At 70.9% G+C, this 23,561-nt stretch carries 20 protein-coding genes; 6 read left to right on the top strand and 14 right to left on the bottom strand.

All coding sequences use genetic code 11. From position 1 onward, the window contains the following. Positions 1-19 precede the first annotated feature (19 nt). Entirely contained in the window at positions 20-1,342 is a 1,323-nt protein-coding gene (locus tag ACWDR3_RS08825; RefSeq protein WP_450351753.1) for a carboxylate--amine ligase, read from the top strand. Further along, complete coding sequence (locus ACWDR3_RS08820) at positions 1,342-2,601, top strand: NAD(P)-binding domain-containing protein (RefSeq protein ID WP_450351752.1); 1,260 nt, start codon at positions 1,342-1,344, stop codon at positions 2,599-2,601. The genes ACWDR3_RS08825 and ACWDR3_RS08820 overlap by 1 nt, the downstream gene beginning before the upstream one ends. Before the next feature lie 76 nt (positions 2,602-2,677). Here the strand turns inward: ACWDR3_RS08820 and ACWDR3_RS08815 are convergent, their stop codons facing one another. The 3 genes from ACWDR3_RS08815 to ACWDR3_RS08805 all read right to left on the bottom strand — a co-directional run bounded on the left by ACWDR3_RS08815 (position 2,678) and on the right by ACWDR3_RS08805 (position 4,620). Then, entirely contained in the window at positions 2,678-3,538 is an 861-nt protein-coding gene (locus tag ACWDR3_RS08815; RefSeq protein ID WP_450351751.1) for a chaplin family protein, read from the bottom strand. A 113-nt stretch (positions 3,539-3,651) separates the two neighbouring features. Continuing rightward, positions 3,652-3,879, bottom strand: coding sequence for a chaplin ChpD (gene chpD / locus ACWDR3_RS08810; protein WP_450351750.1), 228 nt, complete (start codon positions 3,877-3,879; stop codon positions 3,652-3,654). Between the two features lie 324 nt (positions 3,880-4,203). Further along, a complete protein-coding gene (locus tag ACWDR3_RS08805; protein WP_450351749.1) occupies positions 4,204-4,620 on the bottom strand; it encodes a rodlin in 417 nt (138 codons plus the stop codon). A 193-nt stretch (positions 4,621-4,813) separates the two neighbouring features. Here ACWDR3_RS08805 and ACWDR3_RS08800 point away from each other — a divergent pair, with 193 nt between their 5' ends. Next, entirely contained in the window at positions 4,814-5,227 is a 414-nt protein-coding gene (locus tag ACWDR3_RS08800) for a rodlin (RefSeq protein WP_124000097.1), read from the top strand. Between the two features lie 259 nt (positions 5,228-5,486). Then, complete coding sequence (locus ACWDR3_RS08795) at positions 5,487-5,897, top strand: rodlin (protein ID WP_124000098.1); 411 nt, start codon at positions 5,487-5,489, stop codon at positions 5,895-5,897. 61 nt (positions 5,898-5,958) lie between these two features. Here the strand turns inward: ACWDR3_RS08795 and ACWDR3_RS08790 are convergent, their stop codons facing one another. After that, complete coding sequence (locus tag ACWDR3_RS08790) at positions 5,959-7,899, bottom strand: AMP-dependent synthetase/ligase (RefSeq protein ID WP_450351748.1); 1,941 nt, start codon at positions 7,897-7,899, stop codon at positions 5,959-5,961. 82 nt (positions 7,900-7,981) lie between these two features. Next, on the bottom strand, positions 7,982-8,791 hold the full coding sequence (locus ACWDR3_RS08785) for an SDR family NAD(P)-dependent oxidoreductase (RefSeq protein WP_450351747.1): 810 nt from the start codon (positions 8,789-8,791) through the stop codon (positions 7,982-7,984). Positions 8,792-8,966: 175 nt separating this feature from the next. Between ACWDR3_RS08785 and ACWDR3_RS08780 the strand changes: the two genes are divergently transcribed. Next, positions 8,967-9,539, top strand: coding sequence for a TetR family transcriptional regulator (locus ACWDR3_RS08780; RefSeq protein WP_450351746.1), 573 nt, complete (start codon positions 8,967-8,969; stop codon positions 9,537-9,539). Between the two features lies 1 nt (position 9,540). Here ACWDR3_RS08780 and ACWDR3_RS08775 read toward each other — a convergent pair whose 3' ends face one another. From ACWDR3_RS08775 to iolC, 9 genes are all read right to left on the bottom strand, one after another. After that, positions 9,541-11,178, bottom strand: a complete 1,638-nt coding sequence (locus ACWDR3_RS08775) for a YfbK domain-containing protein (protein ID WP_450351745.1) — start codon at positions 11,176-11,178, stop codon at positions 9,541-9,543. A 157-nt stretch (positions 11,179-11,335) separates the two neighbouring features. Then, positions 11,336-12,199: an ABC transporter permease gene (locus ACWDR3_RS08770; protein ID WP_450351744.1), complete on the bottom strand. Its 864-nt coding sequence runs from the start codon at positions 12,197-12,199 to the stop codon at positions 11,336-11,338. Then, positions 12,196-14,952, bottom strand: a complete 2,757-nt coding sequence (locus ACWDR3_RS08765) for a CocE/NonD family hydrolase (RefSeq protein ID WP_450351743.1) — start codon at positions 14,950-14,952, stop codon at positions 12,196-12,198. Before ACWDR3_RS08765 ends, ACWDR3_RS08770 begins: the two co-directional genes overlap by 4 nt. 184 nt (positions 14,953-15,136) lie before the next feature. Further along, entirely contained in the window at positions 15,137-16,528 is a 1,392-nt protein-coding gene (locus ACWDR3_RS08760) for an APC family permease (protein ID WP_450351742.1), read from the bottom strand. Positions 16,529-16,737: 209 nt separating this feature from the next. Continuing rightward, positions 16,738-18,240, bottom strand: a complete 1,503-nt coding sequence (gene mmsA, locus ACWDR3_RS08755; protein ID WP_450351741.1) for a CoA-acylating methylmalonate-semialdehyde dehydrogenase — start codon at positions 18,238-18,240, stop codon at positions 16,738-16,740. Between the two features lie 14 nt (positions 18,241-18,254). After that, entirely contained in the window at positions 18,255-20,138 is a 1,884-nt protein-coding gene (gene iolD / locus ACWDR3_RS08750; protein ID WP_450351740.1) for a 3D-(3,5/4)-trihydroxycyclohexane-1,2-dione acylhydrolase (decyclizing), read from the bottom strand. Beyond that, positions 20,135-20,950: a 5-deoxy-glucuronate isomerase gene (gene iolB, locus ACWDR3_RS08745; RefSeq protein WP_450351739.1), complete on the bottom strand. Its 816-nt coding sequence runs from the start codon at positions 20,948-20,950 to the stop codon at positions 20,135-20,137. Before iolB ends, iolD begins: the two co-directional genes overlap by 4 nt. A 7-nt stretch (positions 20,951-20,957) precedes the next feature. Next, positions 20,958-21,872, bottom strand: a complete 915-nt coding sequence (locus ACWDR3_RS08740) for a Cgl0159 family (beta/alpha)8-fold protein (RefSeq protein WP_450351738.1) — start codon at positions 21,870-21,872, stop codon at positions 20,958-20,960. Positions 21,873-21,940: 68 nt separating this feature from the next. Continuing rightward, positions 21,941-22,891: a 5-dehydro-2-deoxygluconokinase gene (iolC, locus tag ACWDR3_RS08735; protein WP_450351737.1), complete on the bottom strand. Its 951-nt coding sequence runs from the start codon at positions 22,889-22,891 to the stop codon at positions 21,941-21,943. Between the two features lie 389 nt (positions 22,892-23,280). Between iolC and ACWDR3_RS08730 the strand changes: the two genes are divergently transcribed. Then, a complete protein-coding gene (locus ACWDR3_RS08730) occupies positions 23,281-23,481 on the top strand; it encodes a helix-turn-helix transcriptional regulator (RefSeq protein ID WP_124000110.1) in 201 nt (66 codons plus the stop codon). Positions 23,482-23,561 lie beyond the last annotated feature (80 nt).

The raw sequence follows: 23,561 nt of genomic DNA, 5'->3' as shown, positions 1-23,561 counted from the left end.
GTGAGAAGAAAAAATGCCCGTGTCGCTGTTTGACATCCGCGTCCCCGCGGTTCTCCTGCGAATCGACCGGAATCCCTTTCACCACGGCACACTCGGCGCCGTGCGCTCGCTCGGCAGAGTGGGGGTGAATGTGCACGTGGTCGCGGATTCCACCGGAAGTCCCGTTTCCCGATCGCGTTTTGTACGTCAATTGCACCCACCGCCGCGCCCGGGCGCGGCCGCCCAGGACATCGCCGTGGCGCTGCGCCGGGTGGCCGCCCGGATCGCCCGCCCCGCCGTGCTGATCCCGATGGACGACGCGAGCGCCGTCGCGGTGGGCGGGCTGCGCGACGAACTCGCGCCCTCCTACCTGCTGCCGGCGATGCCCGGCGCGGTGCCCGGGCGCGTCGCCGACAAGGCCGAACTGGCCGACCTGTGCGCCGCGTTGGAGGTCCCGCACCCGACCACGCTGATCCCCGACAGCCCGGCCCAGGCCGCCACCGCCGCCTGGCAGTTGGGGCTGCCACTGGTGGCCAAGTGGAGCCGGCCCTGGCTGGTGCCGACCGGCACGGGCCTGCGCAGCACCGTCGTCGTGCGCTCGGCGCAGGAGGCGCGGGAGCTGTACCTGCGCTCCGAGGAGGCGGGCAGCCGACTCCTGCTCCAGGCGTTCCTGCCACCAGGCCCCGAGCGCGACTGGTTCTTCCACGGCTACGTCGACCGCTCGGGCGCCGTCCGCGGCGGCGGAGCCGGCCTCAAGCTGCGGGCCTGGCCGCGTGGCGCGGGCCTGACGGCGGTGGGCCGCTGGACGCCCAACCCGCAGGTGACGGCGCTGGCCGAACGCCTCACCGGTGAGCTCGGCTACCGCGGCATCCTCGACCTCGACTTCCGCCGCTGCGGCCGCACCGGCCGCTATCACCTCCTCGACTTCAACCCGCGCCCCGGCGCCCAGTTCCGCCTCTTCGGCGACGGCGCGGGACTGGACGTCGTACGCGCCCTGCACCTGGATCTGACCCACCGTCCGCTGCCGACGCCGGCGCCGCTGGCCGGGCGGGAGTTCGTGGTGGAGAACTACGCGCCGCTCGCCGCGCTGCGCCCCGCCCCCGCCGGCCGCGAGCTGGCCTGGCACGCCGACGACGACCGTGAACCCGGCCGCGCCCTGTGGCCCCTGTGGGGCCGCCATGTCTCCACCCGCCTCCGCGACCGCGTGCGCGCCACCGGTGCGGTGTCCGGCCCCTCGGCGGCACCCGCCCGCGTGGTGCACCAGGCGGCCGCCCCGACACCCGGCCTGTCCCCCCTCACGAATCCGTCCGACCTGTCCGACCCCTCCGACCTCTCCGACGACGAGAAAGCGAGCAGTTGCTGATGTACGACCTGCTGGTGGTGGGCGCGGGCCCGTACGGCCTGTCCATCGCGTCCCACGCCGCGGCCGCCGGGCTGACCCTGCGTGTCTTCGGCCGGCCGATGGCGTCCTGGCGCGACCACATGCCCGGCGGCATGTTCCTCAAGTCGGAGCCGTGGGCCTCCAACCTCTCGGACCCGGCGGCCCGTTGGCGCCTGGACGTGTACTGCGCGGGCCAGGGCGTGGCCGCACGGCACGGGGAGCCGATCCCGGTGGAGATGTTCGCCGAGTACGGGCTCTGGTTCGCCCGCAACGCCGTGCCGGAGGTGGACGAGCGGACGATCACCCGCGTCGCGCCCTGCCCCGGCGGCTTCGAGGCCGTCACCGACGACGGCCAGGTGCTGCACGCGCGGACGGTCGCGCTGGCGGTCGGCGTCATGCCGTTCGTGGAGATCCCCTCGGCACTGCGGGCCCTCGACCCCTCCCTCGTCTCGCACAGCAGCCACCACAGCGACCTCGCCCGCTTCCGCGGCAAGGACGTCACCGTCATCGGCGGCGGCCAGGCGGCCCTGGAGACCGCGGCCCTGCTCGCCGAACAGGGCACGCGCGTACGGGTGTTGGCGCGGGCCGACGGGCTGTGCTGGAACGACGTACCGCCGCCGTGGGTGCGCCCCTGGTGGCAGTCGGCCCGCTCCCCGCACAGCGGCCTGGGCTGCGGCTGGCGCAACTGGTTCTACGCCGAGCGCCCCGGCCTCTTCCACCGACTGCCCGAGCGGACCCGGGCCGGCATCGCCGCGAGCGCCCTCGGCCCGGCGGGTGCCTGGTGGGTACGGGACCGGGTGGAGTCGGGCGTCGAGGTACTGCTCGGCCACGAGGTCACGGCGGCACGCGCGGTACCGGGCGGGCTGCGTCTTGAGGCGCTGGACCGGAGCGTGGGGTCGCTGCGCGCGCTGGAGACCGAACACGTCATCGCGGCAACGGGGTTCACCGCGACCCGAGAGCGACTGTCACTGCTCTCCGACGACCTGCGCACCGGCCTGGCGGCGGTCGCCGACGGCTCCCCCGAGGTCGGCCGCGACTTCGAGTCCTCGCACCCCGGTCTGTTCCTGGCGGGCCTGGTCACGGCCGCCGGCTTCGGCCCGGCGATGCGCTTCGTGCACGGCGCGACCTACACGGCGGGTGCGCTGGTACGGGGAGTTCGGCGCCGGCTGCGGACCAGTCCGGCCGGCGGGGCGATCCCGGCGCCGGCGAGCGGTGGGGACCAGGTGCGGGTGCGCCGCTGACGAACGCCGGGTGCCGGACACGGACCGTCCGGCACCCGGGGCACCTCGTACTGCTCGTCGTACTCGTACTGCTCGACTATCGGTGGGACCCGGCCCGACCGCGCCGGTAGAGCACGGCACCGGCCACGATCATCGCGGCGCTGACCCCCGCGGCACCCATCATGGCCTCGCTGCCGGTGTGCGGCAGGGTGGGCGGAGGCGTGTGGTCACCGCCGCCGGGGGGCGGGGTGTACGGCGGGGGCGTGTGGTCGCCACCGGGAGGCGGGGTGTGATCGCCGCCGGGGGGAGGCGTGTGATCGCCGCCAGGCGGAGGCGTGTGATCGCCACCGGGCGGGGGCGTGTGGTCACCGCCCGGAGGCGGGGTGTGATCCCCACCGGGCGGAGGCGTGTGGTCGCCACCAGGCGGAGGCGTGTGATCGCCGCCAGGCGGAGGCGTGTGATCGCCACCGGGGGGCGGGGTGTGATCCCCACCGGGGGGAGGCGTGTGGTCACCGCCGGGCGGAGGGGTGTGGTGGCCGCCGGGCGGGGGCGTGTGGTGGCCGCCGGGTGGGGGCGTGTGGTCTTCGCCGCAGGAGTCGCCGGAGCCGTAGCCCGAGTCCTCGCAGTCGTCGTCCGACCCGTAGCCGGAGTCGTCGTCGCCGTATCCGCCACCATGGCCTTGGTGCTTGCCGCCGTGCGCGCGGCCGTGCGTGGCCTGGCCCTCGGCACAGGAGTTGCCGAACGCCGGGTTCAGGGCGGCCACCACGTCGACGGAGTTGCCGCAGGCGTTCACCGGTACGTCGAGCGGGACCTCGACGCTGTTGCCGGACAGGACACCGGGTGAGTCCGTGGCCGCGCCGCCCGTGTGCGTGTCGGCCAGGGCGGGGCCGCCGCACAGGGACAGAATGCTTGTCGCGGCAGCCGCCGCGACCATTCCCTTGCTCAGGGTCTGTCGCATCTCGTTGTCTTCCTGCCTGAAGAAGAAGTGGGAAAAGCCGGCCTCGGACCGGGAAAAGACGTCCGAGGCCGGCTGTGACGCAGCCGAACGGCTGGTGCCTGCGCGTTACGAGGTCAGTCGTTGACGCACTCGTTGCCGAACGCCGGGTTCAGGAGCCCGATGACGTTGATCGAGTTGCCACACACGTTGACCGGGATGTGGACGGGAACCTGGACCACGTTGCCCGAGAGGACACCCGGCGATCCGATGGCGGCACCCTCGGCACCGGCGTCGGCGAAGGCCGGGGCGGCCAGGCCGAGGGCCATGACGACGCCCGCGACGACTGCGGCGGTCTTCTTCATGAGCTTTCCCTTCTCTGCGGTCATGCTCTGGTGACGGCCGAAACCGAGCGAGCACATTGGAGCGGCTCGCCATGACCTGCAGGCTGCAAAACGAGGGATAGACAGCGGAAGAAACTACGGAACATCAGCCACCGGATAATTCACTCGAACGCCCCGTGCCGAATTGACATATTGACCCACGAGGAGCAGTAACGCTTCTTCTCAAGCGGGCGCGCAGAAACGTCAGGCGGATTCGAACAACGGTGGGGAATTTCGTGGCGAGGCCCGGACGGCCGCACCGGAGAACCGGTGGGCCGCCCGAGCCGTGTCGATCGGTCGCCCGGGTCAGCTGCCGACGGCGCCGTTGCCCGACAGCACCGGGATGTTGTCCAGGATGTGCGACGCCGGCTCGTCACCCTTGGCCTGGGTGGAGTTCTCCGCGCACTGCTGGTTCTGCGGCGCCGACAGGACGGGCACGTCCTGCAGCACGGTGACCGGGACGAGGACGCCCACGATGGAGGCGGCGTTGACCTTGGCCGGCAGACCGACGCAGAGCTTGTTGAGGCTGCCCTGCACGAGCGAGCCCTGGGGGCTCATGGCGCCCTTGGTCTTGGCATTGCCGTAGGCCTGCTCGGCGCCGTTGCCGTTGACGGTCGTGACGCCGTCGTCGTTGCCAATGGCCAGCGCCTGCGGGGCGGTCGCGGCCGATACTCCGGCGACAGAAGCCGCGACCGCGGCTGCGGCCATTGCCTTCTTCAACATTTCTCCGGTCCTTTCCTGACGGGAGCACACATTCCTGCTTCCACCTCAACAAGGGGCGGCCGGATAGGTTTCGTGACTTCACCCGGTCGGATTCCACGTGGGCCATTGGAGTGAACGGCAGCAACCATGCGGCCCAGCGCCAGTTGTGCAGGTCGCTCCGGTGGACGGGGTTACTCCAGAAGGGACCACGCAAGTGATCAAGAAGGTTATGGCTGCCGCGGCGATCGCCGCCTCCGTCGCCGGTGTATCGGCCGCGACCGCGCCCCAGGCGCTGGCCATCGGCAACGACGGTGGCGTCACCACCACCAACGGCAACGGTTCCGAGCAGGTCTACGGCAACCAGGCCACGTACGGCAACATGAGCCCCCAGATGGCGCTCATCCAGGGCTCCCTGAACAAGCCCTGTGTCGGTCTGCCGGTCAAGGGCAACCTGGCCTCGCTCGTCGGCGTGGTGCCGGTGACGGTCGCGCAGGACGTGCCGATCCTGTCGGCCCCGCAGAACCAGCAGTGTGTCGAGAACTCCACCCAGGCCAAGGGTGACGAGCCGCTGTCGCACATCCTGGACAACATCCCGGTCCTGTCCGGCAACGGCTCCGCCGGCAGCTGATCACCGGGCACACGCGAACGGGCCGCCGAATTCTCGGCGGCCCTTTTGCATGCCCTTCTCCATTCCGTCTTGATTCCGCGGGGTCCGTCTTTGTTCCGTCTTCGTTCCGTGCGGCGCGCGCCCGTCGAGTGCGCTGCGCCAATCGGGGCAAAAAGCGCAACCAAACGACTTCTCGCGGGTTGATCAACACGCGGCTCTGCAACGGAGTCCGCTCTCCGAAACTCTGCACGGAGTCCGCTCTCCGAAAGGGAACGAAATCATGAAGAAGCTGTTGGCGACCGCCGCGATCGCTGCCTCCGTCGCGGGTGTGTCGGCCGCCACCGCGCCCCAGGCGCTGGCGATCGGCAACGACGACGGTGTCACCACCACCAATGGCAACGGCGCCGAGCAGGTCTACGGCAACCAGTCCACCCACGGCGACATGAGCCCCCAGCTCTCGCTCGTGCAGGGCACCCTGAACAAGCCGTGCATCGGCCTGCCGGCCAAGGTGAACGCCGCCTCCATCGTCGGCCTGGTTCCGGTCACCGTCCTGCAGGACGTCCCCGTCCTGTCGGCCCCGCAGAACCAGCAGTGCACCGAGAACTCCACCCAGGCCAAGGGCGACGAGCCGCTGTCGCACATCCTGGACAACATCCCGGTCCTGTCCGGCAACGGCGCCGTGGGCAGCTGACCTCAGCAGCACCGCGAGAGCGGGTCGCCGAGCACTTCGGCGGCCCGCTTTTCCGTGTCCGCTAACGGGACTTGTGCTGGTCGGGCTTGACGTACAGCGCCTCTATCTCGTCCCCGTACACCTCACGCACCGCGTGCCGCTTGACCTTCAGGGACGGGGTCAGCAGTCCGTTGTCCTCGGTGAACTCGCCCTCGACCAGGGTGAAGGCGCGGATCGACTCGGCGCGGGAGACGGCTTCGTTGGCGTAGTCGACGGCCTTCTGGACGTCCGCGCGGATGCGTGGGTCGCGGGCCACCTCGGACAGCGGGGTGTCGGCGGGCATCCTGCGGACCGACAGCCAGTGGGCGACCGCCTCGGGGTCGAGGGTGATCAGGGCGGCGACGAAGGGGCGGTTGTCGCCGACGACCAGGCACTGGCCGACCGGTGAGCGGCTGCGCAGCCGGTCCTCCAGGACGGCCGGGGAGACGTTCTTGCCGCCGGAGGTGACGAGGATGTCCTTCTTGCGGCCGGTGATGGTGAGGTAGCCGTCCTGGTCCAGGGAGCCGAGGTCGCCGGTGGCGAACCAGTCGTCCTGGAGGACGGCGTCGGTGGCCGCCGGGTTGTTCCAGTAGGTGCCGAAGACGATTCCGCCCTTGATCAGCACCTCGCCGTCGTCGGCTATGCGGATCGCGGTGCCGGGGACCGGGAGGCCGACGGTGCCGGGGCGGGGTTTGAGGGGCGGGACGATGGTGGCCGCGGCGGTTGTCTCGGTCAGGCCGTAGCCCTCGTAGACGATGATTCCGGCGGCGTAGAAGAACAGGTTGAGGTTGCGGTCGAGGGGGGAGCCGCCGCTGATCGCGTAGCGCATGCGGCCGCCGAGTTCCTTGCGGATGCGGCGGTAGACCAGCAGGTCGTAGAGGGCCCAGGCGGCGTAGAGGGGCAGGGTGGGGCCCTTGCCGGTGTCCAGGAACCTGTTCAGGTACGCCTCGCCGAAGCGGACGCCGATGCGGTCCGCGCGGTCGAAGGAGGCGCCGCGGCCGATCTTCTCGGCGGTGGCGCGGCCGGTGTCGTGGATCTTCTCGAAGAGGTACGGGACGCCGACGAGGAAGGTCGGGCGGAACTCCTTGAAGGCGGGGCGGAGTTCGTCGGGCTTGATGCTCGGGCAGTGGCCGATCTCGATGCGGGCCATCAGGCAGGCGATCTGGAGAGTGCGGCCGAGGATGTGCGCGAGCGGGAGGAAGAGAAGGGTGGAGGCCACCTGGCGGGTGACCTCCTTGAAGATGGGGTGCAGCAGCTCGACCGTGTTGGCGGCCTCGGCGTGCAGGTTGGCGTGGGTGAGGACGCAGCCCTTCGGCCGTCCGGTGGTGCCGGAGGTGTAGCAGACGGTGGCGATCGTGTCGGGGGTGAGAGCGGTACGGCGCTTGGTGACCTCCTCGTCGGGGAGGTCGCGGCCGAGGGCGGTCAGCTCGGCCAGGGCGCCGGCGTCCAACTGCCAGGTGTACGGCGGGTGTTCGTGGCCGGCCGTGCCCGTCGTCACCGTGTCCGCGTTCTCGGCGGTCTCGGTGACGACGAAGCGGGTGCCCGAGTCGCGGACGATCCACTCGATCTGCTCGGCGGAGGAGGTGGCGTAGATCGGGACGGTCTGGCCGCCGGCCGCCCAGATCGCGAAGTCCAGGACCGTCCACTCGTAGCGGGTACGGGACATGACCGCGACCCGGCCGCCGGGTTCGAGTCCTGCCGCGATCAACCCCTTGGCGACGGCGGTGACTTCGCGGGCGAAGGCCGCCGCGGTGACCGGCCGCCAGGTGCCGTGTTCCTTGCGGCGCAGGAGTACGGCGTCGGGGGCCTGCGCCGCGTTGGTGAAGGGCAGGTCCGCGGTGCTGCCCGTGGTGGGCCGGGGGGCCAGGGGCGCGGTGCGGGCCTCGCGGACCGCGCCGTGTTCGTCCCTGACCAGCTCGACCTCGGTGCGGGAGGCCAGGTCGGCGCGCCGCTTCGCCCGTTTCAGATCCTTGCGTACGCCCATGACGGCTCCCGGTCGCAGGGGGCTGAACGGAGGTCAACTTACCGGTGCGTAACGGAATTTCAATGGGTTCCGCGGGACCAGTTCAGGCGGCCGCGGGTTCGGAGTGCTCCGGGTCCAGCACCTTGCGGGTGATGCGCTCGCCGATCGCCGCCACCAGGGTGCGCGGGCGGCGCGGGTTGAGGTGGGCGCCCAGCGCGTTGCCCAGGCCCGGCGTGATGTAGGCGCGGTCGCGGTCGAGGGCACGCAGGGCCGCGCGGACGACCGGTTCCGCGGTGGAGGGGGTGCCCATCGCGGCCTTGCGGGTGCCGATCGTCTCGAAGAAGCCCGTCTCGACCGAGCCGGGGCACAGGGCCGTGACCTTGATCCCGCGGCCTCGGTACTCCTGGCGCAGCGCCAGCGAGAAGTTGAGGACGAAGGACTTGGTGGCGCCGTAGACCGCGAAGTACGGGGAGGGCTGGTAGCCCGCCGTGGAGCCGACGTTGAGGACGGCTCCGGAGCCGCGCTCCAGCATGCCGGGGAGTACGGCGTGGGTGAGGTCCACGAGCGCGAGGACGTTGACCATGATCTCGTCGTGCTCCTTTCGCGGGTCGATCTCCTCGAAGCGGCCGCAGGTGCCGAAGCCCGCGTTGTTGACCAGCAGGTCGACGCTGAGCCCGCGGGCCTTGAGGGCCTCGGCGATGCGGTCGGCCGCGTCGGGCTCGGCGAGGTCCTGGGGCAGGACGTGCGCCTGGACGCCGTACGTCGTACGCAGCCGGTCGGCCAGTGCTTCGAGGCGGTCCCGGGAGCGGGCGACGAGGATCACGTCGTGGCCGCGGGCGGCGAGCTGGCCGGCGAACTCGGCACCCAGTCCGGAGGAGGCGCCGGTGATCAGGGCGGTGGATGTGGTGGTCATGGCCCTTCCCTTCAGAAGGTCGCGATGAAGACGAACCGAACGCTTAACTAAGACACTACTGTAGCTCTTATTCTTAGAATTGCAACAGCACTGACTCAGTTAGTCGTGGAACGGCGACCCTGGCGTATCGTCTACGTCCAGTGGGGGGTCACGAACCGACGGAGTGGAGGTGCCCATGGGCCGAGCGCTGCGGGCCGATGCCGAGCGCAGTGTGCGCGCGATCCTGGAGGCGGCCGAGCTGGTGCTCGCCGTCGATCCGAACGCGTCCATGGAGCAGATCGCCGAGGCCGCCGGCGTGGCCAGGACGACGGTCCACCGGCGCTTCGCCAGTCGGCAGACACTGATCGAGGCGCTCGCCGAGTCGGCCGTACGGCAGCTCACGCAGGCCATCGAGGACGCGCGGCCCGACACCACGCCGCCGCTGATCGCACTGCACCGCGTCACCGCCAACGTGCTGCGGATCAAGGGGGCTTGGAGCTATGCCCTGGGGCAGCCGACCGATCAGGGCGGTGGCGCCGCGGCGGGCTGGGAGCAGCTCGGGGCGCGCTGCGTCGAGCTGCTTGGGCGGGCCCAGGTCGAGGGTCTGCTCGACCCGGCGGCGGACCTGGAGTGGGTCCGCCGCGTCTACTACGCGCTGATCGGCGAGGCCCTGCACGACGAGCGCCCGGACCGCGATCCCGACGCCCTGGCGACGCTCGTCGTCGACACACTGCTGTACGGCGCCGGGCGGCGGCCCGGCGCCGGCTGACTCAGCGCACCGTGCGGTCGGCCGTTTCGATGGCGTCGGCGAGCTGCTTCACGTCCTTGTCCTCCGTCCGGTCCGCCAAGTCACGGGCGCGGTCCTCCAGTTCGCCGAGGCCGGGGTCGCCGGGGAGGGAGTTCCAGCGGTCGTCGCCGGAGCGCAGGGAGTCGGCGAAGTAGGCGGCGACCGCGGTGACCTGGAAGCGGGGGCTCGCCTTCCATACGGAGCCCTGGAGCGCGTCGGTCTCCAGTTCGCCGGACTTCTCGTGCGGGTCGCGGGTGTCGGGGTCGAGCCAGCGGACGGTGGCCGTGGCGAGGTGGCCACTGGCGCCCTCGCGGACGCGGACGGCGTACAGGGCGGTGACGGTGTGGCCGGGGCCGACCTCGCCGCCGTCGACACGGTCGTTGCGGAAGTCGTCGTCGGCGACCCGGCGGTCGTCGTAGCCGACGAGCCGGAACTGCTCGACCGTCTCGGGGTCGAAGGCGACCTGGGCCTTGGCGTCGCGGGCGGTGAGGTCGATGTTCTGCGGGAGCTGGTCGCAGAAGACCTTGCGGGCCTCGGCCTCGCCGGAGACGTAGACGGTGTGGCCGTCGCCCTTGTCGGCGAGGCGTTCCATCAGGGCGTCGCCGTAGTCGCTGCCGACGCCGACGCCGAAGAGGGTGATGCCGTACTCGCGGCGGGCGTCCGAGATGCGGTCGAGGATGGAGTCCGGGTCGGTGTCGCCGTCGTTGGCGAGGGCGTCGGAGATGAGGACGACACGGTTGGTGGCGCCCTCGCGGCGGCCCTCGACGGCGGTGTCGTAGCCGGTCTCGACGCCCGCGCCGAGGTTGGTGGAGTAGGTCGGCTCCAGGCTGTCGATCGCGTGGTGGATGCGGCCGCGGTGGCCGCCCAGGCGGGTCATCGGCAGGACGGTCTCGGCCTTGTCGCTGAAGGTGACGACGGCGACCGAGTCGTCGTCGCGCAGCCGGTCCGTCATGGTGTCGAGGGACTTCTGGGCGAGGTCGAGGCGGCCCTCCTCGCTCATCGAGCCGGAGATGTCGATGACGAACGTCAGGGCGGCGGGCGGACGTTCACCGGTCTGCGAGCTCGGGCGGGTGGCCAGGCCCACGCGGACCAGCGACCAGTTCTCGTCCTTGGTGCGGGCGCCGTCGACCGTGACCGTGAAGCCGTTGCCGTCGGGGCGCTCGAAGTCCTGGCGGAAGCTGTTGACGAACTCCTCGGGACGGACCGTCGAGGGGTCGGGCCGGTGGCCGTCGGCGAGGGTGCGGCGGGCGTAGCCGTAGGAGGCGGTGTCCACGTCCAGGGCGAAGGTCGAGAGGTAGTCGGGGGTCGGGGAGGGCGCGGCGAAGGAGTCCTCGCCCTGCTGCCCGTCCTGTCGCTCGCCCTCCTGACTGCCGTCGCCGGCCGTCGGGGCGGCGGGCGCCGGGGCCGGGAAGCCGTTCCGGTCGGAGCCGTCCGAGGCCTTGCTGCCGTCGGAGTCCGCTCCCCCGCAGGCCGTCAGCAGCAGGCTGCCGGCCGCGGTGAGGGCGAGCAGGGCGGTGCCCAGCCGCCGGGTGCGGCGGCGTGGCGTGCTCGGCCGTGTCGTGCCCGGCCGTGGTGTACCCGGGCGTGGTGTGCCCGGCCGTGGTGTTCGGTACCACTCCATCTTCCGTTCCCCCTTGCTCCGGCTTGCTCCGTTGACGTCGACATCTGTGACTGTGACGGCGGGAGAAGCCGGAACGTGCGGTACGGGGCGTTGCGGAAGGATCTCAACAAGGCCACGATCATGGGCCGTTGAGACCGGTGGGTAATCCTCCGTTGACCTAGGAGACGACGTCCTTGCGGGCGAAACCGCGGAAGGCCAGGGCGAACAGCACGAGCGCGTACGTTATCGAGACGGCCGTGCCCTGGATCATGCCGGACCACTCCAGGTGCGGCTGGACGGCGTCCGCCCAGGCGAACTGCCAGTGCGCGGGCAGGAAGTCGCGCCAGTGGCCGAGGGCCGTCACCGCGTCCAGGACATTGCCGACGATGGTCAGACCGACCGCGCCCCCGACCGCGCCGAGGGGTGCGTCCGTCTTGGTCGAGAGCCAGAACGCCAGCCCGGCGGTGACCAGTTGGGAGACGAAGATGTACGCCACCACCACGACCAGGCGCTGCGCTGCCGTGCCCGGTTCCAGCGCGCCGCCGGTCGGGATCTCCAGCGGGCCCCAGCCGTAGGCGGCCGTGCCGACGGCGAGTGCCACCACCGGCAGCAGGATCATCGCGGCCAGGCTGAGGCCGAGTCCGACGACGAGCTTGGACCACAGGAGGCGGGCGCGCGGGACGGGGGCGGCGAGCAGATAGCGCAGGGAGGACCAGCCGGCCTCCGAGGCGACCGTGTCCCCGCAGAACAGGGCGACCGGGATGACGAGCAGGAAGCCCGCCGACACGAACAGGTTCACCGCGGCGAAGTTGGCGCCGGACGCGGTGGCCGTGTCCATCAGCGTCACCTGGCCATTGCCGTTGCCCGGCCCGCCGCCGATCGCGAACGCGATCAGCAGCACGAACGGCAGCGCGGCGAGGATCGCGCCCATGACCAGGGTGCGCCGGCGCTTCAACTGCCGGGCCAGCTCCACGCGGAGGGGCAGGGTGCGGCCGGCCCGGTAGCCGGACGCCACCTCGGCGCGCTCGACGAGCGTGCTCATGCGGAACCTCCGATCAGGGTGAGGAAGGCGTCTTCGAGCCGGCGGTGCGGGCCGAGGGAGGCGACGGGGACTTCGAGACGGACGAGCTCTACGAGGAGATCGGCGGCGGCTTCTGAATTCCTGCGGGGGGTTGTGGGCGGCTCGGGAAGAGGGTCGATGTGTTGTTGGCCGTCTGCGGGTTCGTTGTGGCTGGTCGCGCAGTTCCCCGCGCCCCTGTCCGGCGTCGGGGCCAGGCGTAGCAGCAAGCCGCCGTCAGTTCGGGTCGCCGATTCGACGCCCGGTAGGGCTGCCACCTTTTCCACCAACGGGTCCGGGATGTCGGTCGCCAGGCCCACAAGCAAGGTGTCGCCCTCACCGATGATTTCACTCACCGCGCCCACCTGGACCAAGCGGCCGCGGTCCATGACGACGAGGTGCGTGCAGGACTGCTCGACCTCGGCCAGGAGGTGGCTGGAGACGATCACCGTGCGCCCGGCGGCCGCGTACCGGATCATCACCTCGCGCATCTCGCGGATCTGGGGCGGGTCGAGGCCGTTGGTGGGTTCGTCGAGGATGAGGAGGTCCGGGAGGCCGAGCATGGCCTGGGCGATGGCGAGGCGTTGGCGCATGCCCTGGGAGTAGGTGCGGACCGCGCGGGCCAGGGCGTCGCCGAGACCGGCGATCTCCAACGCCTCGTCCAGGTGGGCGTCCTCGATGGGGCGGCCGGTCGCCGCCCAGTACAGCTCCAGGTTCTCGCGGCCGGAGAGGTGCGGCAGGAAGCCCGCGCCCTCGACGAACGCGCCGACCCGGGACAGGACCGGAGCTCCGGGGCGGATCGCGTGCCCGAAGACGCGGATCTCGCCGGCGTCCGGCTTGATCAGGCCCATCAGCATGCGCAGGGTGGTGGTCTTGCCCGCACCGTTCGGCCCGAGCAGGCCGAGGACCTGGCCCTTCTCCACGCGGAAGGACACATCCCGGACCGCGTACCGGTCCGCCGAGCGCGCGTACCGCTTGCTCAAGTCCGTGATCTGGAGCGGGACTTCGGCCAGCGCCGGGTCCGGGGGCACCGCGAGGGTGCGGCGGCGGCCCGAGAGGAGCAGGGCGAGGGCGATCACCGCGCCCGCCAGCGGCAGCCACCACACCCAGGATGGGAGCGGGGCGGCCGCGGTCGTCACGCCGGGCGCCGTCGGCACCTTCAGGTCGCCCTTCAGGGAGACGGTGTACGTCGCCGGGGCGGTCGGTGAGGCGTATCCGAGGTCCGTCGAGGCGAGGACCAGGCGCAGCCGGTGGCCCTGCTCGATCTCGTGGTCGATGGCCGGGAGCGTGATGGTGACGTCCCTGCCCGCCTTGGCGCCCTCGACGCGGATCGGTGTGACCAGCTGGGAGGGCAGTACGGGGGATGTGCCGCCGGGGCCGACGTCGTACACCTTGCCGAAGAGCACGGCGTCGTCGCTGGTCGACTTCACGTGGACGGTGACCGTCGGCGAGCCGGTGATGCGCAGGCCGCTGCCGACCGGCGCCGACTCGAACCGCGCGTACTGGCCCGGGAAGTCCAGCGAGACGCCGACGCCCAGTGAGGAGAGCTGGGAGAGGCCGCCGCCGCCGAGGCCGGGCAGGGCGGAGACGGCGGGCGGGCTGGCGCCGGCCGGGTTGTCGAAGCTCTGCTCGCGGCGGCCGGTCAGTTCGATCGACTTCTGGCCGCTCTCCAGGCCCGGGTAGCTGTCGGCGCTCGCGCCGCGCAGCAGGGCCGCGCCGTCGGTGGAGTCGACGCCTCCGGTGCGGGTGACGCGGAAGGCCGGGCCGGTGTCGGTGGCCTTGTCGTCCTTGAGGTAGCGGTCGAACCAGGCACGCACGCGTGACTGCACGCGGCCGGTCTCCATGTCGCCGCCGTCGTGCCCGCCCGCGATCCAGTCGACGTCCACGGGGGCGCCGTTGGCGCGGATGGCCTTCGCGGCGGCGTCGGCCTGGCCGAGCGGGAAGAGGGAGTCGGTCTGGCCCTGCAGCAGGAGGGTCGGCACCTTGATGCGGGTGCCCACGGCGGACGGTGAGCGGGCGTCGAGCAGTGCGCGCGCCTGGGCGTCCGGCTTGCCGGCCTCCGCGACCCGCTCGTACATCTGGCACAGCTCCGGCTGGAAGTTCTCGCAGCCGCCGCCTGAGTTGACGAAGATGCCGGCCCACAGCTTCTTGAAGACGCCGTTGGGGAAGAGGGCGTCCGCGAGGTTCCAGTACGTGATCGCGGGGGCGATGGCGTCCACGCGGTTGTCGTAGCCGGCCGCGAGGAGGGAGATCGCGCCGCCGTACGAGGCGCCGGCGACGCCCACGCGCGGGTCGCCGGGCTTGTCGAGCTGGACCTGGGGCTGCTCGGCCAGCCAGTCGATCAGCTTGGAGACGTCCTTGACCTCGCCGTTCGGGTCGTTCAGGCCGATCTTGCCGGTCGACTTTCCGAAGCCGCGGGCCGACCAGGTCAGTACCGCGTAGCCGTCTTCGGCGAGGTTCTCGGCCTGTTGACGTACGTCGTTCTTGTTGCCGCCGAAGCCGTGGGCGAGGAGCACGGCGGGGTGCCGTCCGGCGGTGGTGGGGGTGAAGTACGAGGTGTCGATGCGGACGCCGTCGATCGACATGATCTGGTCGGTCCGGTGTGCCGGGGTCTTCTCGTCCGAGGCGACTGCCGTCCACGTTCCCGCTGCCGCGAGTACGGCGATGGCGGCGCCGGCTGCGAGTGCGCGGCGCGGCCTTCGCAGTAGGTCTCGCGGGGTGGGGAGTCGAAGATCCATGCGTTCAACCGTACGGGGCGTCTCTGACAGTTGGGGGCGACCCCGGGGTGAACGTCCGGACCTTCTCTGGGAGTACGAGTTGATCGAGTCGTACCGCAGGCGTGGTACGGCGAAGAGCTCGGTCGTGTCTGTTGTGTGCCGGGTGCGGCTGCGTGGGGGCTGGTCGCGCAGTTCCCCGCGCCCCTTACGTCAGTTGATCCTCGGGGAGCGAGATGAGCCAGCGTGTCTCTCTGCGCGGTCGCAGGTACAGGGCCCAGTACACCGTTGCCGCTGCTGTGATTCCGCCTGTCCACAGCAAGTAGGTCGTCTCCTGTTGGCTCAGGATGTACGTCAGGACCGCTATCAGGAGCAGAGGTACCGCGGGCCAGAGGGGCATCCGCCAAGCCGCCGTGTGTTTGTGGGTGCCCCGGCGGGAGAGCAGGGCGGCGACCGCCACCAGGAGGTACATGCCTGTTACCGAGACGCCTGTTACGCCGTACAGCGTGTCCAGGTTGACGAAGCAGAGCAGGGCTCCCGGGATGCCTACGGCCAGGGTGGCTATCCAGGGGGAGCCGAAGCGGCCGAGTTTGGAGAAGACCGCGTTGATCGGAGCCGGCCAGGCCTTGTCGCGGGCCGAGGCGTACAGGACTCGGGAGTTCTGGATGACCATGACGATGCCCGCGTTGATGATCGCGAGGGCCACACAGAGGCTGACGAACGTGCCGACGGCAGAGTTGGACCAGGCCGTCACCATCGCGCCGATGTCGCCGCCGGTGAGGGTCGAGAGGTCGGACGCGCCCATCGTGATCGCGATCACCGGGACCAGGATGATCACCGACGAGATCGCGAGGGTGGCCAGGACCGTACGGGCCACATTGCGGCGCGGGTTCTCCATCTCCTCGGAGAGGTAGACCGCCGTCGAGAAACCCTGCGTGACGAACAGGGCGATCGCCAGGCCGGAGACCACCAGCATCGCCGTCACGGTGTCGGCGTGGCCGCCCGCGCCCGCCACCTGCATCGACACCAGGCTGCCCGCGCCCCGCTCGCTGTGCGCGAAGCCCAGGACCGCCACGACCGCCGCCGCGATGACCTCAAGGACCAGGAAGACGCCGGTGATCCAGGCGTTGGCGCGCAGGTCGAGCAGGCCCGCGAGGGTGGCGAGCAGCATCACTCCCGCGCCGGCGATCGACGGGTTCAGGTGCACCACCGGGGCCAAGTAGTCCGCCGTGCCCATCGCTATCACCGGCGGCACGATCATGACCACCAGCAGGGACAGTACGAAGACCAGCCAGCCCGCCAGTCGTCCCGCCAGAGTCGAGACCATCGCGTACTCGCCGCCCGCGCTGGGGATGAGGGTGCCCAGCTCCGAGTAGCAGAACGCCACGGCGATACAAAGGACCGAGCCGATCGCGATCGTCAGGGCGGTGGCCGTGCCCAGGGTGCCGAACAGGTCGGGGACCACCACGAAGAGCGTGGAGGCGGGGGTGACGCAGGAGAGGGTGAGGAGGGTGCCGCCGACGATGCCTATGGAGCGCCGTAGTCCTTGCGGGGCGACCGTGGTGGACTCGGCCAGGGGCGGGTGAAGCGTGTCGGTCATTCGGCGGTTCCGATCGGCTCGGGCGGATGCCTCCGGCAGCTGGGGTGTGCTGCATGGAACCCCGACGAAAACCAACACGTCAATGGCCCTCCTCCTACGGATTTCGTAGGCGAAGGGCCATTGGCGTGTCGTATGCGTCAGAAACTGGCTGTTGCCGCTGCGCTTCCGCGCCCTACTGGAATCGCAGGGCGCGGGCGGAAATAAATCCGTCAGTGGTTGCGCGGGAAGCCCAGGTCGACGCCGGTGGGGGCGTCGGCGGGGTCGGGCCAGCGGGTGGTGACGACCTTGCCTCGCGTGTAGAAGTGCGTGCCGTCGTTGCCGTAGATGTGGTGGTCGCCGAAGAGGGAGTCCTTCCAGCCGCCGAAGCTGTGGTAGCCCACGGGGACCGGGATGGGGACGTTGACGCCGACCATGCCGGCCTCGATCTCCAGCTGGAAGCGGCGGGCCGCGCCGCCGTCCCGGGTGAAGATCGCGGTGCCGTTGCCGAACGGCGAGCTGTTGATCAGGGCCACGCCCTCGTCGTACGTCTCCACCCGCAGGACGCACAGGACCGGGCCGAAGATCTCGTCCTGGTACGCCTTCGCCGTGGTCGGCACCTTGTCGAGGAGGGAGATGCCGATCCAGTGGCCGTCCTCGAAGCCCTCGACCGTGTAGCCGGTGCCGTCCAGGACGACCTCGGCGCCCTCGGCCGCCGCGCCCGTCACGTAGGAGGCCACCTTGTCGCGGTGGACCTTCGTGATGAGCGGGCCCATCTCGCTGGTGGGGTCGTTGCCGGGGCCGATCTTGATCTTCTCGGCGCGTTCGCGGATCTTCTCCACCAGCTCGTCGCCGATCGCACCGACCGCCACCACGGCCGAGATGGCCATGCAGCGCTCGCCCGCCGAGCCGTAAGCCGCGCTCACGGCCGCGTCCGCCGCCGCGTCCAGGTCGGCGTCCGGGAGGACCAGCATGTGGTTCTTGGCGCCGCCCAGGGCCTGGACGCGCTTGTGGTTCGCGGACGCGGTGGTGTGGATGTAGCGGGCGATCGGCGTCGAGCCGACGAAGGAGACCGCCCTGACGTCCGGGTGCTCCAGGAGGCGGTCCACGGCCACCTTGTCTCCGTGTACGACGTTGAAGACGCCGTCCGGCAGGCCCGCCTCGGCGAGGAGTTCGGCGATCTTGATGGAGGCTGAGGGGTCCTTCTCGCTCGGCTTGAGGACGAAGGTGTTGCCCGTCGCGATGGCGATCGGGAACATCCACATCGGCACCATCGCGGGGAAGTTGAACGGCGTGATGCCGGCGACCACGCCCAGGGGCTGGCGGATCGAGGAGACGTCCACGCGGGAGGCGACCTCCGTCGACAGCTCGCCCTTCAGCTGCACGGTGATCCCGCACGCCAGGTCGACGATCTCCAGGCCGCGGGCGACCTCGCCCAGCGCGTCGGAGTGGACCTTGCCGTGCTCGGCGGTGATCAGCTCGGCGATCGCGTCCCGGTTGGCCTCAAGAAGCGCCCGGAACTTGAAGAGGATCGTGGTGCGCTTGGCGAGCGAGGAGGTGCCCCAGGTCGCGTACGCGTCCTTGGCCGCGGCCACCGCCGCGTCCACCTCCTCGACCGACGCGAACGCGACGTTCGTGGTGACCGCGCCGGTCGCCGGGTCGGTGACCGGCCCGTAATTGCCCGACGCGCCTTCGACGGTCTTGCCGCCGATCCAGTGGTTGACGATCTTCGTCATGCCCAGATACTCCTTCACAGATGGCGGCGTCGGGTGGAGACGTGCCGTTCGTACAGCTCACGTGCCTTGACCGCGGACGCGCGGGTCGCGGTCTCGGCCACAGGAACATCCCACCAGGCCTGCGCGGGAGGCGCGCCCGACACTGTGTCTGCGGTTTGCGTCTCGACGTAGACACATGTGGGAGTGTCGGCGGCCCGGGCCTCGGCGAGTGCCGTGCGCAGGTCCGCCACGGTCTTTGCGCGCAGGACGCGCATGCCCAGGCTGGCCACGTTGGCGGCGAGGTCGACGGGCAGCGGGGCGCCGGTGAAGGTGCCGTCGTCGGACGGGTAGCGGTAGGCGGTGCCGAAGCGCTCGGCGCCCACCGATTCCGACAGGCCGCCGATGGACGCGTAGCCGTGGTTCTGTATGAGGAGCAGCTTGATCGCCACGCCCTCCTGTACGGCGGTCACGATCTCCGTCGGCATCATCAGGTACGTGCCGTCGCCGACCAGCGCCCAGACGTTGCGGTCGGGAGCGGCGAGCTTGACGCCGATCGCGGCCGGGATCTCGTAGCCCATGCAGGAGTAGCCGTACTCCAGGTGGTACTGGTCCCGTGCGCGGGTGCGCCACATCTTGTGCAGGTCGCCGGGGAGCGAACCGGCCGCGTTGATGATCACGTCCGTCTCGTCGACGAGGGCGTCCAGGGCACCGATGACCTGCGGCTGGGTGGGCCGGATGTCCGGCTCCTCGGCCTCGTAGCAGGCGTCGATCCGCTGTTCCCAGCGCTCCTTGTCCTCGGTGTACTCGGCGGCGTAGGAGTCGGTGACGCGGTGCTCGTGCAGGGCGAGGGCCTGGGTGAGTTCGGTCAGGCCGGAGCGGGCGTCCGCGATGAGGGGGGTGCCGGCGAGCTTGTGGCCGTCGTAGGGCGCGATGTTGAGGTTGAGGAAGCGGACGCCGTCGCCGGCGAAGAGGGTGCCGGAGCCGGTGGTGAAGTCGGTGTAGCGGGTGCCGACGCCGATCACCAGGTCGGCGGTGCGGGCGAGTTCGTCGGCGGTCGCCGTGCCGGTGTGACCGATGCCGCCGACGTCCTGCGGGTGGTCCCAGCGCAGGGAGCCCTTGCCGGCCTGGGTGGAGGCGACCGGGATGCGCGTGGTTTGCGCGAACTCCGCGAGCGTTTCCTCGGCGCGGCTGTGGTGCACTCCCCCGCCGGCGACGACGAGCGGGCGGCGGGCGGACCTGATCAGCCGTACGGCTTCGGCGAGTTCGGCCGGGTCGGCGGCCGGACGGCGTACCGCCCAGGTCCGTTCGGCGAAGAACTCGTCCGGCCAGTCGTGGGCCTCGGCCTGAACGTCCTGCGGGAGAGCGAGAGTTACCGCGCCCGTGTCCACGGGGTCGGTCAGCACGCGCATCGCCTGGAGGGCCGCCGGGATCAGCTGCTCGGGACGGTTGATCCGGTCGAAGTACCTGGACACCGGGCGCAGGCTGTCGTTGACCGACACATCGCCCGCGTACGGGACTTCGAGCTGCTGGAGGACCGGGTCGGCGGGGCGGGCGGCGAAGACGTCGCCGGGCAGCAGCAGGACCGGGAGGTGGTTGATCGTGGCGAGGGCGGCGCCGGTGACCAGGTTGGTGGCGCCGGGGCCGATGGAGGTCGTCACGGCGTGGGTGGAGAGGCGGCCCGACTGACGCGCGTAGCCGACTGCCGCGTGCACCATGGCCTGTTCGTTGCGGCCCTGGTGGTACGGCATCTCGTCGGCGTACTCGATGAGTGCCTGGCCGATCCCTGCCACGTTGCCGTGGCCGAAGATGCCCCAGGTCGCGCCGATCAGCCGCTGCCGGGTGCCGTCCCGCTCGGTGAACTGGGCGGCCAGGAACCGCACCAGTGCCTGCGCGACCGTGAGCCTCGTCGTCGAGGTCATCGGTAACCCTCCGTGTGCTCGGGGTGGAAGCAGATCCGCCACTCCCGCGTCTCCCCAGGTCCGGCCATGACATTCAGGTAGTACATGTCGTGGCCGGGCTGAGCGACGGACGGGCCGTGCCATCCGTCGGGGACGAGGACGGCATCGCCGGAGCGGACCTCCGCGAGGACGTCGGATCCGCCCTCACGGGAGGGAGATACGCGCTGATAGCCGAAACCGTTCGGGCCGTCGATCTCGAACCAGTAGATCTCCTCCAACTCGGCTTCCACACCGGGCCGGTGCTCGTCGTGCTTGTGCGGCGGGAAGGACGACCAGTTGCCGCCCGGGGTGATCACCTCGACGGCGATCAGCTTGTCGCACTCGAAGGCGTCGGCGGAGGCGAAGTTGCGGACCAGCCGCGTGTACCTGCCCTCGCCGCGCTCTTCGACAGGGACCTCCGGCGCGGGGCCGTAGCGGGCGGGGAGTCGTCGCTCGCACTTCGCTCCTGCCAGGGCGAAGCGGCCTCCCGCGCCGGAGGCGATCTGGACCTGGGCGTCCCGGGGTGCGTACGCGAAGTCCGAGACGGACGCGAACACGCTTTCCCTGCCCAGGAGTTGAAACACATCGGTACCCATTTGCACCGTACATCCGCCTTGCAGCGGAAGCACGATCCACTCACTGTCGCCGGTGGTGAAGGTGTGCGTGCCGCCCGCACCCAACTCGACGATCCGCAGCCCGCTGTACTCCCAGCCGGCCCGCTTGGGGTCGACGTCGAACACATAGTTGGCGTCGGCGGTGGAACCGCGCGGAATGTACAGCTTGTTGCCGGTCATACGGCCCTCACAGCAGTCCTACGGCGGTGTCCACGGCGGCGGCCACGTCTCCGTCCGCCGGATACAGCAGCGAACGGCCCACCACCAGGCCCCGCACGGTGGGGAGTTGGAGCGCCCCGCGCCACTTCTCGTACGCCCCGTCCTGATCGTCGCCGACCTCGCCGCCCAGCAGCACGGCGGGCAGTGTCGAGGTTTCCATGACCTCGGCCATGTCGTCGGGGTTCTCGGTGACCGGGAGCTTGAGCCAGGTGTAGGCCGAAGTGCCGCCCAGGCCCGAGGAGATGGCGATGGACTTGATGACGGCCTCGGCGGAGAGATCGTTCTTCAGCTTGCCGTCGTCCGTGCGGCGGCTGATGAACGGCTCGACGAACAGCGGGAGTCGGCGCGCGGCCATGTCGTCGATCGCACGGGCGGTGGACTCCAGGGTGGTGAGCGAGCCCGGGTCGTCGTAGTCGATGCGCAGGAGCAGCTTTCCGGCGTCGAAGCCGAGCCGCTCGATGTCCTCGGCGCGGTGGCCGGTGAAGCGGTCGTCGAGTTCGAAGCTGGCGCCCTGGAGGCCGCCGCGGTTCATCGAGCCCATGACGACCTTGTCGTCGAGGGCGCCGAGGAGCAGGAGGTCGTCCAGGATGTCGGCGGTGGCGAGGACGCCGTCGACGCCGGGGCGGGAGAGCGCCAGGCAGAGGCGTTCCAGCAGGTCGGCGCGGTTGGCCATGGCGAGCTTGCGGTCGCCGACGCCGAGCGCGCCGCGGGCCGGGTGGTCGGCGGCGACGATCATCAGGCGGCCGGAGTCGCCGAGCAGCGGTCGGCGGACGCGCCGGGCGGCGGCCTCCGCGACGGCCTCGGGGCGGTGGGCGCGCAGCCGGACGAGTTCGGCGACGTCGACATGCGGGGGTGTGGCGGCGCGCGCCGGTCCCGCGGTCATGCCGAGGCACCCCGTGCCCGCGGTCTCGTCGTCGAATCCGTCGTCGCCTCCGCGGACGCGGCCCGCCCTCACAGCACCGCTCCGGCCTTGAGGGCGGCGTCGATCTCGTCGGTGGTCGGCATCGCCGAGGAGCATTCCAGGCGGGAGGCGACGATCGCGCCGGCCGCGTTGGCGTGCCGCATGATCGTCTCCAGGTCCCAGCCCTCCAGCAGGCCGTGGCAGAGGGTGCCGCCGAACGCGTCACCGGCGCCCAGGCCGTTGAGGACGGTCACCGGGAGGGGTGGCACCTCGGCCGACTCGCCCTTGCTGTTGACGGCGAGGACGCCCTTGGGTCCCTGCTTGACGACCGCCAGTTCGACACCCGCGTCGAGCAACGCCTGCGCGGCCGCCCGCGGTTCGCGCACTCCGGTGGCGATCTCCACCTCGTCGAGGTTGCCGACCGCGACGGTGGTGTGGCGCAGGGCCTCCTCGTAGAAGGGCCGGGCGGAGTCCGGGTCCTTCCAAAACATGGGGCGCCAGTCGAGGTCGAAGACCGTCGTACCCGCCTTGGCCCGGTGGGCGAGCGCCGCCAGCGTCGCCGTACGGCTCGGCTCCTCGCTCAGGCCGGTGCCGGTGACCCAGAAGATCCGGGCGTCGCGGATCGCGTCGAGGTCGAGCTCGTGGGCGTCGATCTCCAGGTCCGGGGCCTTGGGCTGCCGGTAGAAGTACAGCGGGAAGTCGTCCGGCGGGAAGACCTCGCAGAAGGTGACCGGGGTGGGCAGGCCGGGGATCGGGGTCACCCAGCGGTCGTCGACGCCGAAGCCCTGGAGGGCCTCGTGCAGGTAGACGCCGAAGGGGTCGTCGCCGGTGCGGGTGATCACCGCGGTGTGCCGGCCGAGCCGGGCAGCGGCGACCGCGACGTTCGTCGCCGAACCGCCGAGGAACTTGCCGAAGGTGGTCACCTGCGGGAGGGGAACGCCGGTCTGCAGCGGATACAGATCGACACCGATCCGTCCCATGGTGATCAGGTCGTACGCCATCGGCTTCCCTTCGTCACGGCTCTCCTCCGGTTTGTAGCCCCGGAGTCGGAGCCCTGTCAATGTTTTGTCCGGACATTCGGACGAGTCATGGACGGCGCTTGCCATTCGGCCGGAAATGGAGGTGCGGGCAGCGGGGTGGGCGGCCGTGTCAATGCGCCGCGCCCGTGAGCCCGCGTGCGCCTTTGCTGCACTCGTGTCACAAACGCCCCCTCTGTGTCACACATGTCGCGTGTACGCGGGTTCTGCGTCACACCCCGCGCACAGGCACTGCCCAGCCATCACTCTGCGTCGTTGAGCGGGCACAGGCTTTGTGATCGCCAGCGCAGCGCCCGGCTCCCCCGACGGCCGTTCCCGGCCGCCCCCGCGGTGCGCGCAGGGAGGTGCGTTTCATGACCGACCGACGGCTGTGGTCGTACAAGGAGATCGCCGCACACATCAAGGTGCAGCCGGACACCGTGCGGTCCTACCGCAAGCACGGTCTGCTGCCCCCGCCCGACCACGTCGAGGGCGGCAAGCCCTACTGGTACGCCGACACGGTCCGCACCTGGGTCGCCTCCCGGCCCGGCAACCGCGGCCGCAGGGAGGACTGAGCCGAGGAGGAAGCGGCCGGGAAAATGAGCTGTGCCCCACCTGGCAGGTGGGGCACAGTCGTCCCCGTGAGCGACTCCTC

The sequence above is a fragment of the Streptomyces sp. NPDC001002 genome, assembly GCF_053599215.1.
Note: the sequence above shows the minus strand (reverse complement) of the source record. Positions and strands in the feature narration are given on the sequence as shown.

What these genes read in the sequence shown, in the direction of transcription:
- ACWDR3_RS08770 (WP_450351744.1), bottom strand. Translation starts at nt 12,199, where the DNA reads ATGAGCACGCTCGTCGAGCGCGCCGAGGTGGCGTCCGGCTACCGGGCC.
- iolB (WP_450351739.1), bottom strand. Translation starts at nt 20,950, where the DNA reads ATGACCGGCAACAAGCTGTACATTCCGCGCGGTTCCACCGCCGACGCC.
- ACWDR3_RS08780 (WP_450351746.1), top strand. Translation starts at nt 8,967, where the DNA reads ATGGGCCGAGCGCTGCGGGCCGATGCCGAGCGCAGTGTGCGCGCGATC.
- ACWDR3_RS08785 (WP_450351747.1), bottom strand. Translation starts at nt 8,791, where the DNA reads ATGACCACCACATCCACCGCCCTGATCACCGGCGCCTCCTCCGGACTG.
- ACWDR3_RS08740 (WP_450351738.1), bottom strand. Translation starts at nt 21,872, where the DNA reads ATGACCGCGGGACCGGCGCGCGCCGCCACACCCCCGCATGTCGACGTC.
- ACWDR3_RS08820 (WP_450351752.1), top strand. Translation starts at nt 1,342, where the DNA reads ATGTACGACCTGCTGGTGGTGGGCGCGGGCCCGTACGGCCTGTCCATC.
- ACWDR3_RS08760 (WP_450351742.1), bottom strand. Translation starts at nt 16,528, where the DNA reads ATGACCGACACGCTTCACCCGCCCCTGGCCGAGTCCACCACGGTCGCC.
- ACWDR3_RS08815 (WP_450351751.1), bottom strand. Translation starts at nt 3,538, where the DNA reads ATGCGACAGACCCTGAGCAAGGGAATGGTCGCGGCGGCTGCCGCGACA.
- ACWDR3_RS08775 (WP_450351745.1), bottom strand. Translation starts at nt 11,178, where the DNA reads ATGGAGTGGTACCGAACACCACGGCCGGGCACACCACGCCCGGGTACA.
- ACWDR3_RS08765 (WP_450351743.1), bottom strand. Translation starts at nt 14,952, where the DNA reads ATGGATCTTCGACTCCCCACCCCGCGAGACCTACTGCGAAGGCCGCGC.
- ACWDR3_RS08790 (WP_450351748.1), bottom strand. Translation starts at nt 7,899, where the DNA reads ATGGGCGTACGCAAGGATCTGAAACGGGCGAAGCGGCGCGCCGACCTG.
- ACWDR3_RS08795 (WP_124000098.1), top strand. Translation starts at nt 5,487, where the DNA reads ATGAAGAAGCTGTTGGCGACCGCCGCGATCGCTGCCTCCGTCGCGGGT.
- ACWDR3_RS08730 (WP_124000110.1), top strand. Translation starts at nt 23,281, where the DNA reads ATGACCGACCGACGGCTGTGGTCGTACAAGGAGATCGCCGCACACATC.
- mmsA (WP_450351741.1), bottom strand. Translation starts at nt 18,240, where the DNA reads ATGACGAAGATCGTCAACCACTGGATCGGCGGCAAGACCGTCGAAGGC.
- iolC (WP_450351737.1), bottom strand. Translation starts at nt 22,891, where the DNA reads ATGGCGTACGACCTGATCACCATGGGACGGATCGGTGTCGATCTGTAT.
- ACWDR3_RS08805 (WP_450351749.1), bottom strand. Translation starts at nt 4,620, where the DNA reads ATGTTGAAGAAGGCAATGGCCGCAGCCGCGGTCGCGGCTTCTGTCGCC.
- chpD (WP_450351750.1), bottom strand. Translation starts at nt 3,879, where the DNA reads ATGAAGAAGACCGCCGCAGTCGTCGCGGGCGTCGTCATGGCCCTCGGC.
- iolD (WP_450351740.1), bottom strand. Translation starts at nt 20,138, where the DNA reads ATGACCTCGACGACGAGGCTCACGGTCGCGCAGGCACTGGTGCGGTTC.